Origin of the sequence: Halorientalis salina (assembly GCF_005049285.1) — an archaeon.
GTDB classification, from domain to species: Archaea; Halobacteriota; Halobacteria; order Halobacteriales; family Haloarculaceae; genus Halorientalis; species Halorientalis salina.
In genome coordinates this window covers 16,311-32,729 of sequence record NZ_SOSC01000015.1, presented here as the reverse complement: position 1 = coordinate 32,729, position 16,419 = coordinate 16,311, and the positions used below count along the sequence as shown (strand labels likewise).

General features: G+C 61.8%; 14 protein-coding genes. 6 read left to right on the top strand and 8 right to left on the bottom strand.

Annotated elements, in window-relative coordinates; genetic code table 11:
• Positions 1-5: 5 nt before the first annotated feature.
• From E2481_RS17480 to E2481_RS17465, 4 genes are all read right to left on the bottom strand, one after another.
• The gene (locus E2481_RS17480; RefSeq protein ID WP_136718451.1) at positions 6-1,775 is read right to left on the bottom strand and encodes an acetyl-CoA carboxylase biotin carboxylase subunit; all 1,770 of its coding nucleotides are present in this window, start codon (positions 1,773-1,775) and stop codon (positions 6-8) included.
• Positions 1,775-2,941 carry an acyl-CoA dehydrogenase family protein gene (locus tag E2481_RS17475; protein ID WP_136718450.1) on the bottom strand — a complete coding sequence of 389 codons (1,167 nt, stop codon included), beginning with the start codon at positions 2,939-2,941 and terminating at the stop codon, positions 1,775-1,777. The genes E2481_RS17480 and E2481_RS17475 overlap by 1 nt, the downstream gene beginning before the upstream one ends.
• A gap of 60 nt (positions 2,942-3,001) precedes the next feature.
• Positions 3,002-4,684 (bottom strand): acyl-CoA synthetase, encoded by a 1,683-nt coding sequence (locus tag E2481_RS17470; protein WP_136718449.1) that lies wholly within the window; start codon positions 4,682-4,684, stop codon positions 3,002-3,004.
• A 415-nt stretch (positions 4,685-5,099) separates the two neighbouring features.
• A complete protein-coding gene (locus tag E2481_RS17465) occupies positions 5,100-6,404 on the bottom strand; it encodes an RNA-guided endonuclease TnpB family protein (RefSeq protein WP_136718448.1) in 1,305 nt (434 codons plus the stop codon).
• 44 nt (positions 6,405-6,448) lie between these two features.
• On the opposite strand from E2481_RS17465, the gene tnpA reads away from it, so the two are divergent.
• From tnpA to E2481_RS17445, 4 genes are all read left to right on the top strand, one after another.
• A complete protein-coding gene (tnpA, locus tag E2481_RS17460; protein ID WP_136718447.1) occupies positions 6,449-6,856 on the top strand; it encodes an IS200/IS605 family transposase in 408 nt (135 codons plus the stop codon).
• Between the two features lie 108 nt (positions 6,857-6,964).
• Positions 6,965-7,804, top strand: a complete 840-nt coding sequence (locus E2481_RS17455; protein ID WP_136718446.1) for an HpcH/HpaI aldolase/citrate lyase family protein — start codon at positions 6,965-6,967, stop codon at positions 7,802-7,804.
• A gap of 139 nt (positions 7,805-7,943) precedes the next feature.
• Positions 7,944-8,360, top strand: coding sequence for a PaaI family thioesterase (locus E2481_RS17450; RefSeq protein ID WP_136718445.1), 417 nt, complete (start codon positions 7,944-7,946; stop codon positions 8,358-8,360).
• Positions 8,353-9,201 (top strand): amidohydrolase family protein, encoded by an 849-nt coding sequence (locus E2481_RS17445; protein ID WP_136718444.1) that lies wholly within the window; start codon positions 8,353-8,355, stop codon positions 9,199-9,201. Before E2481_RS17450 ends, E2481_RS17445 begins: the two co-directional genes overlap by 8 nt.
• On the opposite strand, the gene E2481_RS17440 is transcribed toward E2481_RS17445, so the two are convergent.
• Positions 9,198-10,355 carry a phenylacetate--CoA ligase family protein gene (locus E2481_RS17440; protein ID WP_136718443.1) on the bottom strand — a complete coding sequence of 386 codons (1,158 nt, stop codon included), beginning with the start codon at positions 10,353-10,355 and terminating at the stop codon, positions 9,198-9,200. The two genes, E2481_RS17445 and E2481_RS17440, sit on opposite strands and share 4 nt — an antisense overlap.
• A 94-nt stretch (positions 10,356-10,449) precedes the next feature.
• Between E2481_RS17440 and E2481_RS17435 the strand changes: the two genes are divergently transcribed.
• Together E2481_RS17435 and E2481_RS17430 are read left to right on the top strand one after the other, a co-directional pair.
• Positions 10,450-10,914, top strand: a complete 465-nt coding sequence (locus E2481_RS17435) for a thioesterase family protein (protein ID WP_136718442.1) — start codon at positions 10,450-10,452, stop codon at positions 10,912-10,914.
• Between the two features lie 71 nt (positions 10,915-10,985).
• Positions 10,986-12,269, top strand: a complete 1,284-nt coding sequence (locus tag E2481_RS17430) for a methyl-accepting chemotaxis protein (protein ID WP_169302486.1) — start codon at positions 10,986-10,988, stop codon at positions 12,267-12,269.
• Between the two features lie 63 nt (positions 12,270-12,332).
• On the opposite strand, the gene E2481_RS17425 is transcribed toward E2481_RS17430, so the two are convergent.
• From E2481_RS17425 to E2481_RS17415, 3 genes are all read right to left on the bottom strand, one after another.
• Complete coding sequence (locus E2481_RS17425; RefSeq protein WP_136718441.1) at positions 12,333-13,382, bottom strand: branched-chain amino acid ABC transporter permease; 1,050 nt, start codon at positions 13,380-13,382, stop codon at positions 12,333-12,335.
• 72 nt (positions 13,383-13,454) lie between these two features.
• Entirely contained in the window at positions 13,455-14,369 is a 915-nt protein-coding gene (locus tag E2481_RS17420; protein ID WP_136718440.1) for a branched-chain amino acid ABC transporter permease, read from the bottom strand.
• On the bottom strand, positions 14,362-16,419 hold the full coding sequence (locus E2481_RS17415) for an AMP-binding protein (protein ID WP_136718439.1): 2,058 nt from the start codon (positions 16,417-16,419) through the stop codon (positions 14,362-14,364). Before E2481_RS17415 ends, E2481_RS17420 begins: the two co-directional genes overlap by 8 nt.

Below are 16,419 nucleotides of genomic sequence, written 5' to 3'. Positions count from 1 at the left end.
TGTATTCACTCCAGCGTGACGAGCGTGTCTCCCATATCGACGCTCTCGTCCTCTTCGATCGGGATGGATTCGACAGTCCCGCTCGTGGCCGCGACCACGTCGTTTTCCATTTTCATCGCCTCCAGTACGCAGACGACGTCGCCCTGTGCGAGCTCGTCGCCTTCCTCGACCTCGACCGAGAGAATGGTTCCCTGCATCTCGGCGGTGATCGCACCCGCGGCTGCTACGTCCGGACTCCCGCTGCCGCCGGAGCCGCTGGAACTCCCGCCTGCGTCGGTCCCGCCAGTCGGGGCTTGCGGGAGCCCGTCTTCGACGACGACATCGAATCGTTTGCCGTCGACCTCGACGGCGAGTTCAGCTGTCTCGGATCCGTTGCCGGTACTGCCAGCTTCGGGCTCGGACCCCCACTGCTCGACGGCGTCGTCGAGATTCGCGTCGTCGAGGTCCTGATCGAGGTACTTCGTCGTGTGCTCGCCGCTCACGAACGTCTCGTCGTCGAGCATCAGCCGGTGGAATGGGATCGTCGTGTGGACGCCCTCGACCTCGAAGTGTTCCAGCGCCCGCTTGGACCGTTCGAGACAGTGCTCGCGATCTTCACCGGTGACGATCAGCTTGGCAATCATCGAGTCGTAATCGCCACCGATGTCGTCGCCCTGGCCGACGGCGTGATCGAGCCGAATCCCGATGCTCGTCGGCGGCCTGTACGTCTTCAGCGGCCCCGGTGTCGGCGCGAAGTCGTTGGCCGGGTTCTCCGCGTTGATGCGGTACTCGATCGAGTGGCCGTCGATCTCGACGTCGTCCTGCGAGAAGTCGAGTTCCTCGCCGGCGGCGACCCGCAACTGCCACCGGACGATGTCGATCCCCGTCACTTCCTCGCTGACGGTGTGCTCGACCTGAATCCGGGTGTTGACTTCCATGAAGTAGAACTCCCCGTCCTCGACGAGGAATTCCACAGTGCCGGCGTTGGTGTAGCCGGCTTCCTGGACGCCCTGGCGGGCGGCTTCGCCGATTTGCTCGCGGAGTTCGGCGTCGAGCGCCGGGCTCGGGGCCTCCTCGATGACCTTCTGGTGACGGCGCTGCAGTGAGCAATCGCGCTCGCCGAGGTGGCGGACGTTGCCGTGTTCGTCCGCGAGTACCTGTACCTCGATGTGTTTCGGGGCTTCGAGGTACTTCTCGACGTACACCGAGTCGTTGCCGAAGTACGCCTCGCCCTCGCGCTGGGCGCTTTCGAGCGCGTCCTCGACTTCGGCCTCGCTGCGGACGATCTTCATGCCACGACCGCCACCGCCGCCTTCGGCCTTGATGGCGATGGGATAGCCGAACTCCTCGCCGAGTTCGCGCACCTCTTCGGGGTCGTCGACCGGCTCGGTCGTTCCCGGAACGACCGGCACGTCGGCCTCCTGCATCACCGTCCGGGCTTTCGTCTTCTCGCCGAGGGTCTCCATCGCATCACTCGGGGGTCCGACCCAGGTGATGCCGTCGGCGTCTTCGACTTTCCGAGCGAACTCGGCGTTCTCGGCGAGGAAGCCGTAGCCGGGATGAATCGCGTCCGCGCCAGCGCGCTGGGCGACGTCGATGATCTCCGCCTGGTCGAGATACGAGTCGCTGGCCGGTGCGGGACCGACATTGTACGCTTCGTCGGCGTACGCGACGTGACCACTGTTGCGGTCGGCGTCGCTGTAGACGGCGACCGTCTCGATACCCAGTTCTTCACATGCCGCCATGACGCGGACGGCGATTTCGCCGCGGTTGGCGACAAGGACTTTCTCGAACATTAGTATGACTTGGGGAAGCCGAGCTGCTGGCTGATATGATTGTACGCCATCTGCTGGGAGACCGGGGCCAGGCGGGTGAGGTTGATCTCACGCCACCACCGCTCGACATCGTACTCTTTCGCGTAGCCCCAGCCGCCGAAGGCCTGCATCGACTGCTTGACCGCCTCGATGCCTGCGCTGACGGCCGTCGCCTTCGCAACGTTGGTCTCGTAGCCACACTCCTCGCCCTGGTCGTAGAGCCAGGACGCCTTCTCGCGCATCAGCGCCGCAGTCTCCATGCGCGCGTAGGCCTTCGTGATGGGGAACGAGACGGCCTGATGGCTGCCGACCGGTGCATCGAACACTTCGCGATCGTTGGCGTACTGGATTGCCGTGTCGGCGGCCAGTTTCCCGATGCCGGTCCCGGCAGCGGCGAAGCCGATGCGTTCGGGATTGAGCATATCGACGAGCGCCCACCACCCGTCGTCCTCCTCACCGAGCAGGTTCTCCTCGGGCACGCGCACGTCTTCGAGGAACACCTCGCAGGACTTCGAGTAGTTGATGCCGTGTTTATCGATGGGCGCAACGTCGATCCCCGGGGAGTCCATATCGACAATGAACAGACTAATGCCGTCGGTGCCTCGGTCAACCTCGTCGCGCGGCGTCGTCCGCGTGACGATGATCATGTTGTCCGCGCGGTCCGAGAACGTGATCCATGCCTTCTGGCCGTTGAGGACGTACTCGTCGCCGTCCTTCTCCGCTCGTGTCGCGACGTTCAGCGTGTTCGTCCCGGCCTCCGGTTCGGTGATGCCGATGGAGAAGTTGCGTTCGCCGTTGGCGATGTCGGGCAGGTACCGCTCTTTCTGAGCCTCGGTCCCGTTTTCGCGGATGCCGACGGCGGCCATGCCGGCAGTGAGCACCAAGTACCAGGTGCCGGCCATGCCACAGCCCTCCGCACAGAGCGTCTCCATCGCCAGCCCCATCTCTTGCATGCCCATGCCGGCCCCCTCGTACTCTTCGGGAACCAGCAGGCCGTGGAAGTCTGCCTCCGCGAGTTCGTCCCAGAATCCCTGGGCGAACTCTCCGGCTTCCTCTTTCTTGCGCCAATACTCCGGTCCGTACTCGGCCGCCACGTCCTCGGCGGTCGACCGAATCATCGAACGTTCCTGCGTTGTGTCGAAATTCATGATTGTTGTGTGAACGTAGTTCGATCTGGTGTTGGCGACTCCGTCCCCGCTGGATGCCGGTTAGGAGTCTGCTTCTGTCTCTTCTTCGGCTTCGTCTTGGAGCTCTGTCCGGCGGATCTTGCCCGTGACGGTCTTGGGCAACTCGTCGCGGAACTCGATTTCGCGCGGGTATTCGTGGGCCGACAGTTCCTCTTTCACGTGGGTTTTGATGTCATCTTTGAGGCCCTCAGATGGCTCCGTGCCTTCACTAGGTACGACGTATGCCTTAACAATGTTGCCACGTTCCGCGTGCGGTTTCGGAACGACGGCCGGCTCGGCGACGGCCTCGTGTTCGCCCAGCGAGCTCTCGACCTCGAAGGGTCCGATGCGGTAGCCCGACGAGAGGATGACGTCGTCGGCTCGCCCCTCGAACCAGAAGTAGCCGTCCTCGTCCTTGTGGGCGAGGTCGCCCGAGAGGTACCACTCGCCGCTGGGCCCGTCGACGAAGCACTTCTCGGTCTTGGCGGGTTTGTTCCAGTACTCGGCGAAGAAACAGGGGTAGTCGCCGCGCTGGGCGATCTCACCGGTCTCCCCCGGTGGGAGTACCTCACCCGTATCGGGGTCGACGATCTCGGCTTCGATGCCCGGAAGCGGCTTCCCCATCGAGCCGGGCCGGAGCTCCATCGTCGGGTAGTTGTTGATGATCATGTTGCCCGTCTCGGTCTGGCCGTACGTGTCGAGGATGGTGACGCCGAGTTCCTCTTTGCCCCACTCGACGACGCCGGCGCTGAGGGGTTCGCCGATCGAGAGCGCGTGGCGCAAGTCGAGATCGACGCCCTCCAGGACGTCCTCTTTCTCCCGGAGCATCCGGTAGGCCGTCGGCACCGAAAATAGCACGTTGATGGGATATTCGTCGAGCAGTTCGGCCCACTCCTCGGGGTCGAACTCGCCCTCGTAGGTGAACAGGGAGGCACCCCAGAACCAGGCACCGAGCGTGTTGATCGCGCCCGTCAGCCAGCCCAGGTCGCCGGTGCTCCAGTAGAGGTCGCCGGGCTGGAGGTCGACGGCGTACTTCTGGGTCGCGGCGACGCCAGCCACCCAGCGCTGCTTGTGGCGGACACCCTTCGCAAGGCCAGTCGTCCCCGACGTGTAGTACAGCATCGCGTCGTCTTCGCCACCGGTTTCGGCGACCTCGTATTCGGTGCTCGCGTCGTCGAGGGCCGTATTGAAGACCACGTCGTCCGCGGGTGCGCCACTCCCCCGGTCGACTGTGATAACGTGCTCGACCGTTGGTGCGTCGTCCAGTGCTGCTTCGACTGTCTCACGGTTGTCGGTCGTGGTGACGACGACCTTCGCATCGCAGTCGTCGAGTCGGTAGGAGATGCCGTCCGGCCCGAACCGCTCGTTGACGCTCCCCCAGACCGCACCGTGTTTGAGCGTCCCCACGAGTGCCACGTAGTGTTCGGGAATCCGGGGCATGTACGAGAACACCCGGTCCCCTTGTTCGACACCGAGGCCCTCCAAGACGTTCGCGAACTGGCTCGACCGGTCGGCCAGTTCCCAGAACGTCATCGTCGTCAGTTCCCCGTCGGTGCCGACCTGATACAGCGCGACTTTCCCACGATCGGTGGCGTGGCGGTCGGCGACTTCGTGACCGATGTTCAGTTCCGCCGGTGCGTCCCAATCGGCTTCCGCGTAGATGTCGTCCCACGAGAACGATTCACGCTCCATGTCGTAGTCTGAAAGATTGTGGCTCGCAACCATACACCGTCACAAATAGCACTCTGATATATAAACGTGGCCTATAATTTTTACTATATAAGTAATAGATTCAAAATATATTCGCGACATTCATGATATAATATCCTTTACGTATGGTGTAAACGAAGTGTTTACGATTCATAGGATCGCATATACTATTTCGTCCGGTAAAAAAGAAGACTCAGATCTAGTGTAACAGTACTCTCGTCGTATAAGTACGTCTCTTCAGGGCACACTACAGACGCGTTGGAGAATCGCATGGCGGACAGTTCGCATTTCGGCGTGGCCAAGACATCTCTCATTCTGGCAATGGGGATTCGTCCGTAGTATCGCCGACCCGTACGTCACACAGTGAAGCGAACCCAATATCCGCAGTAAACAACCTCGGGCGCGGTGGCCCGAGGCTTTTGTAGTTCCCTCAGCCGTGCGCTAGCACTCCCTGCTCGGCAAGCGAGCGGGATGAGGGTGGGCGGCTTACGCGCCCCGACCCGGACAGACGCACCAACCGAACCTGTGGTTGGGTTTTGTGATTCCGGTAATTCGATTCGGTTCCGTCGAGCTTCGCCTTCTCGCGCCACGCGATGTTCACCGACGCATTCCGGTCGCCGTGGTCTTGCGCTACATCACACTCGTCGTTCGTACACTGGAACCGCCGTCCTTGCCGATACCCACGCTCCCCACAGCACGAACACATCTTCGAGTTGTAGTAAGCGTCAACCGTGTCTGTCGGAATCTCTCGCCACGTCGCCTTGTACGAGACGAATTTCTCGAACTTGTGGAACGGCAGTTTGTGCAATCGACGGTTCATATACGTCCCGTACTTGATTTCGTCGCGGATACCGCTCATATCCTCGAACATGATAACCGGGTTCGAGAACCGTGCTGCGAACTCCACGACGGCACGGGAGAGACGGTGCAGCACCCACTCAGTGAATCGTTCTTCCTTGTCACCGAGTTTCCGGTGGATGCTCGTCTTGCCGTGTTCCTGACAGCGTTTCGTGATCGTATGGTAACGTTGGCGTTCCTGTTTGACTCGTCCATAGTCGAGGACAAGCGTGCCCTTCGTCCGCATCGTCCCGCGGTCGAGGGCGGTGAGTGCGACGTTGCGCTCGTTGATGTCCACACCGACGAGTGTGTCGCTGGTGTCGGGGTCGGGCACATCGAACTCGCGTGTAACCGTGACGTGTAGGTAGTACACGCCATCACGGTACAGGAGTTCGGCCTGCCCCATATCCACCTCATCCGACGTGAGGGCGTCCCGAAGTTCGTCCATCGCATCCGGCTCACCCCGAAGGTGGCCTCTCACCTTCTTGTATGGTTTCGGGCTGATGCGGAACTGGACGCGGTTCGTGTCGTCATCCACGGTGAGGCGGTAGCCTTCCGTGTGTGCCATCACGAGCGGATACGCACCGTTCTTGTCCGTACTCGGCGGCGTCGGTTTGCCGCCATCAGGGTCGTCTTGGTTCTCCCACCACTCCTTGAGTGACTGGTAGGAGTCCCACGTTTGGAGGGCTTTGCCGACGACCGCGCACTTGTTGTTCCGCAAGAAGTCGTCGCGGTCAACCTCCTTCTGTATCTCGGTGCGAGTGTACCCTTGCTGTTTGAGGCGGATGGTTTCGTTGAATATCTCGCGTGATGCGAGGCGGGCATCGTGAAGCCACGACCGCTCACCAGACGCTACGTGAAGTCGCATCTGAATCGTCTTCGTGGCTTTCTCACCCATGCTTTGATAATCGTTTCAGACTGTCATAAATGTGGGGATTAGGGATGGAGGAGTACCGTAGTCATGCACATTCGGTTAGTTCCTGCAAGTATCACTTCGTGTGGTGTCCCAAGTACCGCCATCCGGTTCTCGGTATGGTGGAGAAAGACGTACGGAAGTTGTTTGGTGAGACTGCTGCCCACTTCGGACACGAGATTCTGGCGTTGGAGATTGCGGACGACCACGTTCACCTGTTCGTGCAAACCAACCCGGATCACAGTCCGGCTGACATCGCTCAGCAGTTTAAATCGTACTCTGGAAAGCACCTGCTGGAGCGGTATCCCAAGATTCGAGCGTCGTATTTCTGGGGCGGCGGATTCTGGAAGGTCGGATACTATGTGGGGACGACAGGGGCAGTGTCGGAGGAAGTGGTTGAACGGTATATCGAGGAGACAGAACACGCGCCGGAGTGACGCGCTTCACCCCCGCCCACGGTGGGGCGGGGAACTCGCGCTGTCTTTCGTTTAGATCGCATGACAGAAACCACTAGCTATAGGTGGCCGAAGAGGCTGGTTCAGTGTATGGGTCGTCGTAGTATCTTGTTCGCACCGGGAGACCAGCCCGAAATCATGCGTAAGGCAGTTCGGAGCGAAGCTGACGTAGTCGTCTTTGATCTCGAAGACGCGGTCGTTCCAAGCAACAAACAGACCGCTCGTAAGGCTGTACAGAATGTACTCGACGATGTCAAGGCCGACGGTCGAATTTGTGTTCGCGTCAATCCAATCGAATACGGGGCCAGCACCGACCTCACGACGGTACTGTCTGGAACACACCCGGACAGCGTGATGCTTCCCAAGACCGAATCGGCCAACGACGTAACCAGACTGACGCGCCTGCTGGCGGAAGAGGATGCTGACCTCCCAGTGCAGGCACTTATCGAGTCCGCGAGTGGCGTCCTCCGGGCCGACGAGATCGCCGCGGCGCCGGGGACCGACGCGCTGTTGTTCGGTGCCGAGGATCTGACCGCGGATATCGGTGCGACCCGTACCAGCGAGGGAACGGAGGTTCTGTACGCGCGTGAGCGCGTAGTGCTTGCAGCCAGTGCAGCCGATGTCGACGCTATCGACACCGTTTACACCGACTTCGGCGATGCTGACGGGCTCCGTGAGGAGACGGAATTCGCTATTGAACTCGGCTACGACGGAAAGATGGCGATCCATCCCGATCAGGTGTCGATCATCAACGATGCTTTCACCCCCGATCAGAGCGACATCGAGTGGGCTGAGCGTGTCCTCGCTGCCGACGAGCAGACCGAATCCGGCGTCTACGAGGTCGACGGGGAAATGATAGACGCACCGCTCATCAAGCGAGCGGAACGTATTCTGGAACGCGCTAGCGAAGCGACCAACCGAGACGCGTGACGGTCTGCAGGCCTCCAAGACTTGCTATCCGCTCTCCGAGCGTGATGCGGCCGACCGCAGCTGTCATCCGGAAATATTTAATCGAGCAGTACCAAGCGAAACTATCTCATTGCCGGAGGCGACTCCGGCCGGTTCACAGATGACAGACCAGAATGACGACAGGATTGACGTAGTTCGAGAATTGTACGACGTGATCCCGTTCCACCAGCGACACGGCATCGAAATCGTGGTCGTTACACCCCGACGGGCGGAAACGAAACTCCCGTTCGACGATTCGCTCGTCGGCAACCCGGACCTGGAAGTCCTCCACGGCGGTGTGATCAGTTCGCTCGTGGACCTGACGGGAGCCGCGGTGTTCGCCGGCCGTTGCGGGGAGTACACGCCGACGATCGACCTCCGCGTGAACTACCTGCAACCGGCGGGCAAACAACCGCTGTACGCGACTGCGACGATCGAACGGCAGGGACAACAGATCGGCGTCGCCCACGTCGAAGTCGAATCCGGCGACGAAGTGTGTGCGACCGGAACGGGCGTCTACAAAATGGCAAATGAGTGAAGGATTCCCCGTCAGCGGCGTCATCGACGCCCACACGCACCTGATGCCCGACCGTCTCATGACGGCGATACGCGAGTCGTTGTCCGACGCCGCGGGCTGGTCGTTCGACCACCCAACGGACCTCGATTCGATGACGGCGGCCCTAGAGCGGGCCGGCGTCGAACGGTGTTTCGCGCTCCCGTACGCACATCGCCCAGGTGTCGCGGCGGAGTTGAACGAGTGGATCTGTGAGACGACTGCCGACTCGGAGATGGTGGTCCCGTTCGCGACGGTCCACGCCGCCGACGAGGATGTTGGCGGGATCGTCGAGTCGGCGTTCGAGCAGGGTGCACGGGGCCTGAAGTTCCAGCTCCCGGTCCAGGGGTTCGGTGCCGACGACCCGCACCTCGACCCGGCCTATGAGGTCGCCGCCGAGTGGGACTGTCCCGTGCTCTTTCATGCCGGCACTGCGCCGATGTTCCGGGACGACCCCGCCGTCGGTATCGAACGGTTTCGGTCGTTCGTCGACTCCTACCCGGAGATCCGTGCCTGTGGCGCACACATGGGCACCTACGAGCACGAGGCGTTCATGGACCTGGCGCGGGACCGTGAGAACGTATTTTTGGACACGACCTTCGCCATGTCAGCGGTCGCGGAGACGTACATGGACTTCGACCCCAGTGTGATCGCCGACGACGAACTGACGGCGCTGTCGGACCGCATCATGTACGGCTCCGACTACCCGAACATCCCGTATCCCTACGACAGGGAACGTGCCCACCTGCTCGAACGGGACCTCTCGACTGAAACCCAGCGCGATATCTTCTTCCGAACCGCTCGCCGGTTCCTCGGTGAACTCTAGTAGCGGTTGTCGACGATTCCGTCCGCGTCGAGTTCCTCGACGAGTTCGACCGCGTCCGGGGAGATGAGGAGTCGCTCGCTGAGTTCGCTCGCCAGTTCGTCCGCGTCGGCTGCCCCCTCGCAGACGACGGTCAGGGAGTCGGTCGACCCGTCCTGCTCGACTTCGATCCGGTACTCGCCGGTCAGACCGTCGAAGGCCGCCAGCACCGTCTCGATGCTCTCGGGATAGACCTTCACGCCCTTAATTTTGAGTCGTTCGTCTGTCCGACCGATGACGCCGTCGGGTAAAACGACCTCGTCGCCCCGCTGTTCCAGTTCCGCCAAGTCGCCCGTCCGGTAGCGGATCAGCGGTAGCCCCTCCTTCTGGACGTGGGTGACGACGACTTCACCCCGCTCGCCCTCCGGAAGCACCTCGCCGGAGTCGGGGTCGACGATTTCGACGACGGCGTAGTCGTCGACGACGTGGAGGCCGTCTTCGGTGTCGGTCTCGGCGGCGACGGGCATGATGTGTCGGGTTCCGAAGTAGTCGGTGGCCGTCGAGGCGTCGAGTGCGTCCTTGACCGCTTCACGGCGGCCGGGGACTGACGTGAAGGGTTCTCCTGCACCGACGAACGTGTCGACCCGACCGCCGGCATCGCCGATTTTGAGTGCGAAGCTCGGATTCCCGATGAGCGCGTCGACGTCGTACTCAGTGATGATGCCGGCAGCCTGCTCGGAGTCGCCCGGTCCGAGTGGGAACACTTCCGCACCAAGCGCCTCGAGGGCGCGGTGGATGACGTAGCCAGTTCCGAACAGCTGATAGCCGAACGTGTTGACGACCCGGTCGCCCGGTTCGATGCCGGCGCGCTCGAGGACGTCGGCATTGACAGACGCCTGGTGTTCGATGTCCGATCGGGTGTCGAAGACCGGAGCCAGCCCCTCGCCCATCGGCGAGAACGTCACCATCGACGCCTCGTCGTACAGCGATCCGGTCGGGGGCTCCGCCTCGAAGTCGTCTTCCAGTGCTTCGGTCGTCGTGAACGGGAGGTCGCGAAAGTCGTCCCACGAGTCGATGGCCGACGGGTCGACGTCGGCCAGCCGGGAGTCGTAGAACTCGAAGTCAGTCGCACGTTCCACCTGCTGTTGAACGGCGTCTAACGTCTCGGAATCGTACATCGTCAGCAAACACGACAACTTAGCACATAAAACCTCTCGTTGTTTCCTACGAGCGCGCGGGAAATCTTAAGTCGCCACCGTACGCCAATCGCGTATGAGCGGGACTATCCGGGCTCCCGACCGTCTCGTCGGGACGACGGGTACGTCGACGTTTCGAGTCGCGCAAGCGCACACCACGACTGCTTTCGGCGAGCAGGAGATGCCGCCAGGGCGGCCGGCGGCGGCCGACGCGACGGCCGAGGAGACCGTGTCCGTACTCGGCACGGGACATCTGCTCTCGCGCGTGGAGTTTACTGGCCGAGAGTCGCTCAACGGCGAGATACCGGCCGAAACTGGCGTCGTCGGGCAGCGCGCGACCGTGGACCACACCGGGCCAGCAGCCGTCGGAACCGAACTTCAGGTGACCACGGAGGTGACTGCCGTCGACGGACCGACGATCACCTACGACGGGCGGGTCGCGACCGACGACGGTGACCGGGAGATCGGAACCGCCGAGGTCGCCCTGCGCATCGTCGAACGTGACCGGTTCCGGTCGGCGGTCGCAAATCAGGATCGGTGACCCGGTCGCCGGGCTTTCGTCCGTCGCCTGCAGCAGAACTGTAAAGGGGAAGGATTGTGACCGTTTGGTATATGAGCACGTACCAGAATCTAGCGGGGCGAGACGACGACGTATGGGCGGAAGCGTTGCGACACATGCCGAACCCGATCTACGTCATCGACGCCGACGGACAACAGCTTCTCATGAACGAGGCGATGGAGGAACTGATCGGGCTTCCCCAGGAGGAAGCAGCCGAGTTGGAACTGTACGAGCTGATGCGAACCGACGAGACACACGACACGCAGACGACGTTTCTGGACGTCGCACTGGCCGAGGAGGAGCCCATAAACGACCGCGAGGTCCAGATACTCACGCACGACGACGAACACCGCGACGTCGTCGTCTCGGTTGCCCCGTTGTACGACGGCGACGACGATCTCATGGGTGGCATTGCAGGGTTCGAGGACGTGACCGAACTCAGAGACAAGGAACGAGCACTCAACGAAACCCAGGAGCGGGTCGCTGCGGAACTGGGCGACCTGGCGATCCAGCAGGAGGAAAAGACCGAAGCCGCCGCGGAGACCGCCGAAACCATCCGGTCGAACGCAACCGAACAGGCCGAGAAGCTCGAAGATGTGACCGACGAACTCCACAGCTTCAGCGCCCAGATGGAGGAGGTCGCGGCCAAGACCGACGAGATTTCACAGGCCGCCGATCAGGCGACCTCGTCGGTCTCCGAGGGACGGGACGCGAGTCAGCAGGCCCACTCGGCGACGGAGTCGGTCGTCGACCAGACACAGGACCTCGTGGCGACGGTCGACGAACTGGCCAACCGGATGGACGACGTCGAAGCGGTGATCGATGTCATCGCGGACATCGCCGACCAGACGAACATCCTCGCGCTGAACGCCTCGATCGAGGCGGCCCGAGCCGGCGAGGCCGGCGAGGGCTTTGCCGTCGTCGCTGACGAAGTCAAGGATCTCGCCGAGGAGACCCGGAGCCACACCGAGGAGATAACCGATCAGATAACCCGGTTGCAAGACCAGACCGCGACGACCGTTACGGCGGTCGAGGAGACCGAAGACGAACTCGAAGCGACAAGCGAGAAGATCACCGATGCAATGACCTCGTTCCGGGAAACTGCCGAGCAAATCAACGAGACTGCACACGGCATCGAGGAGATTGCCGAAGCCAACGACCAGCAGGCGAAACACGTCGAGTCCGTCGTCTCGCTCACCGAAGAGGCGCGCGATCAGGCGACAAAGGTTCGCACGGACTCCGCCGACATCGACGACATCGCCGAGGAGTTGCTGACCATTGCGACGCAGCTCCGCGAGAACGTCGAGCGACTCTCGACCGATACAGAGAGCGACTGATTTCTGAAGTGTGTCACTCCCGTCTGCGTTCGCCGACCGTTTCAATCAGAAAACCGACGCGTGTCAGTACGCGAAGGGCCACTTCCGCAGATAGTCTTTGAGCTGTCCAAGTGCAGCCAAGACGCCTTTCGGCTCGACGGCCAGCACCACGATGATGATGACGCCAAAGAAGACCGGTTCGAGCGACGTAGCGTTTGCCGCTACCGACTGCAGGAAGCCACGCAGGAACTCCTGGATAATGGTCACAATGCCGACGCCGAGGAGCGCGCCCCAGACACGACCGAGACCGCCGAACAGCAACATCACGTAATGCTGGAGCGTCAGATCGAGCGTGAAGTAGTCGGGGCTGATAAAGCCGATGTAGTAGCCGAACAGTCCGCCGGAAACGCCGATCATGAAGCCACCGATGGCGAACGCCAGCAGCTTGTTCCGGAAGACGTTGATGCCGAGGACCCCGGCCGCCAGATCGTTGTCGTGGATCGCTCGGAACACCTTACCCATCCCGCTCCGGCTCAAGTTGAGCGAGATCAGCGCGAACAGCAACATCAACACGAGCGAGATGAAGTACAACTCCATGTCGGTGCCGGTGATGGTGAACCACTGGCCGACGAGGCCGACTTCGAACGGTATGGTCTGTTGGGTGCCGCCGTGGATCCACTCCAGTTGTCCGTTGTTGAAGAACCACTCGGAGATGAACTGGAGCGCCAGCGTGGAGATGGCGATGTAGAACCCTTTCACGCGGAACGACGGGATTCCGAACATTATCGCGACGAACGCCGCGAAGACGCCACCGACCATGATGGCCGGCAACAGACCGATCTGGACGCCAAAGAGGCCGTCGGCGAGTATCTGACTCGTCGCGTAGGCTCCGATAGCCATGAACGCTCCCTGTGCGAGGACGATCTCGCCGGCGTAGCCCAAGATGACGTTCAGTCCGAGGACCGCAATGGCGAAGATGTATATCTGCGTGATCGTCGATAGCAACCCGCCCTGCACGGCGAGCGGCGCAAGAAACGGAATGGGAAGGCCGAGCACCAGTGCAATGCGCTGAGTGCGCCAGCGGAACAGCCCCATCCGGCTCCCGTAGCTGGTGAAGTACTCACCGCAGGGCATGGCGTCCTCCTTGTGTACCGTGGTCGTTCAACCGCTGTGCGTCCGTCGAAACGTAATGTCTCGTATGCATTGTTAGATCCTCTCGATGCGTTCCGTGCCAAACAGGCCGCGTGGTTTGATGAGAATGACCACCAGCAGGAACACCATGGGGATGATTTCCCCGGCTCCCGGGCCGATGACGCCGGTCGCGTAGAACGACCCGTACTCCTGGAGGAGTCCGACGACGAGTGCGCCCAGGAAGGCGCCAGGGATACTGTCCAAGCCGCCGAAGACGACCGCAGCGAAGATGATGATGCCAACCGCCTCGATGGTAAAGCCCGCACCACCGCTGGCCATGGCGAGCAGGATGCCCCCGATGGATGTAATGGCGATCGACAGTGCCCACGCGATGATGATGGTTCGCTCGATGGACACGCCGAGCACCATCGCGGCCTGTTCGTCGGCCGCCGCCGCTCGCAGGATGGACCCGGTGACGGTGTACCGGAAGAACAGCATCAGCGAGACGACGACCACCAGCGACAGGACGACGCCCAGCGTGAACGACGCGCCGATCGACGCGCCGAGCGGGAGGTCGATGCTCCAGCCTGGCTTGAGTGCGTCCGGGTACGACATGAAGTTCGGCCCCACCAGAAAGCGCAGGAAGCCGCTGATGATGCCGCCCAGCGCCAGCGTCACGATGATGACCGACAACACCGGCTCTCCGATGAAGTGGCGGAAGACGACTCGCTCCAGGATGATTCCCAGGAGCAGGCCGACCACGATCGTGAGGAGGACGGCGACGACTGCCGGGAGGTTCAACCCCAGCACCGCGGGCGTCGCGAAGATCACGACGCCGTAGGCACCGAGCAGCGCCAGTTGCCCCTGGGCGAAGTTGAGCACGCCAGTGACCTTGTAGATGAGCGAAAAGCCCATCGCGACCAGCGCGTAGAGCGCGCCGAGTCCGATCCCGGCGATCGAGATGCTGAGGAACGTGCTGGCGTCAACCATCCATCTTCCCTCCTTCGATGGCCTCCGTAACCGGTTCGTCGATGTCTATGACGCGCATTTCGCCGCGCTCCTGTGACTCTCTGCCGTTCTGGTAGGTGATCGTAAGCTCCATTTCCACTGTCTCCTGTTCGGCGAAGATACCGTCGAGGAGTTGCTCGTATCGGTCCGTGACGACCTCGCGGCGGATCTTGCCGGTCCGCGTGAGTTCGCCGTCGTCGGCGTCGAACTCCTTGAAGAGGTTGACGAAGCTCGTGATATCGACGTCGTCGAGGCGCTCGTTCGTGTCCTCGATGACGCCCCGGATGAGCTCCAGCACCTCGGGTTTCTGGGTTAGGTCGCTGTAGCCCGTATACTGGATGTCACGCTGGTCCGCCCACTCTGCGACGTTGTCGAACCGAATGTTGACGATCGCCGAGAGCGCGTCGCGCCCGTCGCCGACGACGAGCACCTCCTTGATGTAGGGGTTGAACTTCAGTTTCGTCTCGACGCTGATCGGCGCGATCGGCGTGCCGTCAGCGAGTTCGAGCACGTCGTCCATCCGGTCGAACACCTTGACGTGCCCCTCCTCGGTGAGTGCGCCGAAGTCGTCGGTGTGAAGCCATCCGTCTTCGAGGGCACTCTCCGTCTTCTCGGGTTGGTTGTAGTATCCGCTCGTGACGACCGGCCCGCGGACGAGGAGTTCGCCGCTGGTCGTGATTCCGACCTCGACGTTCGGGAACACTTCGCCGACCGTGTCGACGTCAATGTCCCCGTCGCGGTGCATCGTCACGAAGCCACACACTTCCGACTGCCCCCAGATCTGTTTCAACGGGACGCCGAGCGCGTGGTAGTACTGGAAGTGGTCTTCACCGAGCGGCCCACCGCCGGTGTAGACGTTCTTCGCGCGTTTGAGACCGATCTTGTCGAGGATCGGCCGGTAGGCGATCCAGTAGGACAGCCAGTGTTTCGCCCGCAGCGACAGCGGTGGCTCCTCGTCGCTTTTGTCGCCGCTGATGTACTCGGCGTACTTCTCGCCGATGCTCATGGCCTTGTCGTATACCCAGCCTTTCAGCCTGGTCGTGTTCTCGATTTTGGCCTTGATGTCGGCGACCCATCCTTCGTAGGAGTGGGGTGAGGAGAAGATGATCTCCGGGCCGATTTCCCGGAGGTCCTCCTGTTCGGTTTCGGACTCCTCCGGGAAGTTCGCCGTCCAACCGCCGACGAATGCGGCGGCGATCAGGATCATCTGCTCGCCGACCCACGCCATCGGGAGATATGAGAAGTAGTCCGACTCCTTGGGCAGCGGATCGATCTCGATCGCCGCCTTCGCGAGGTTGAGGAAATTAAAGTGGCTAAGCTGCACTCGCTTGGGCATCCCGGTCGTCCCGCTGGTCGGCGACAGCATCGCTGGGGTCTGTGGGTCGATCTCGCCGATGCGGTCAGTGAGGTAGTCCTCAGACACGTCGCCGGTTTCCAGCCGCTCGCGACCCCGAGACTCGATCTCCTCGTAAGAGACGATGTCGACGCCTTCCTCGTCGCCGTACCGGAACATCCCCCGCTCATCGCGGTAGATGATGGTTTCGAGGGACTCGCACATGTCGGTCACCTTGAGGAGTTTGTCGACCATCTCCTGGTCTTCTGCGTAGGCGACTTTCGGCTCGATGAGGTCGAGTTGTTTGCCGATGTCCTCCGGCAACATCTCCTCGTAGTTCGGGGCGGCGATGCCGCCCAGCGACTGGGCACCCATCCAGGACCACAGCTGGTGTGGCCGGTTGTACCCGATAGTAAAGAGGACATCGTCGGCACCGAAGCCCAGTTCGTCGAGTCCGAGCGCAAACCACTTCACCCGGTCGTAGTACTCCTCCCAGGTAAACTCCTGCCAGACGCCGTACCGCTTCCAGCGCAGTGCGACGTCAGTTCCGTGTTCCTGGACGTGGTCGAGGAGGATTTCGGGCAGCGATCGGTCCTCGACGATATCGACCTGATCGCCCCCGGGTGCGGAGATCACTCGGTCTATCGATAGGTTCTCCGTCTCGATTTCGGTGTCGATTTCGCTTTCGTTCGCAGTCAT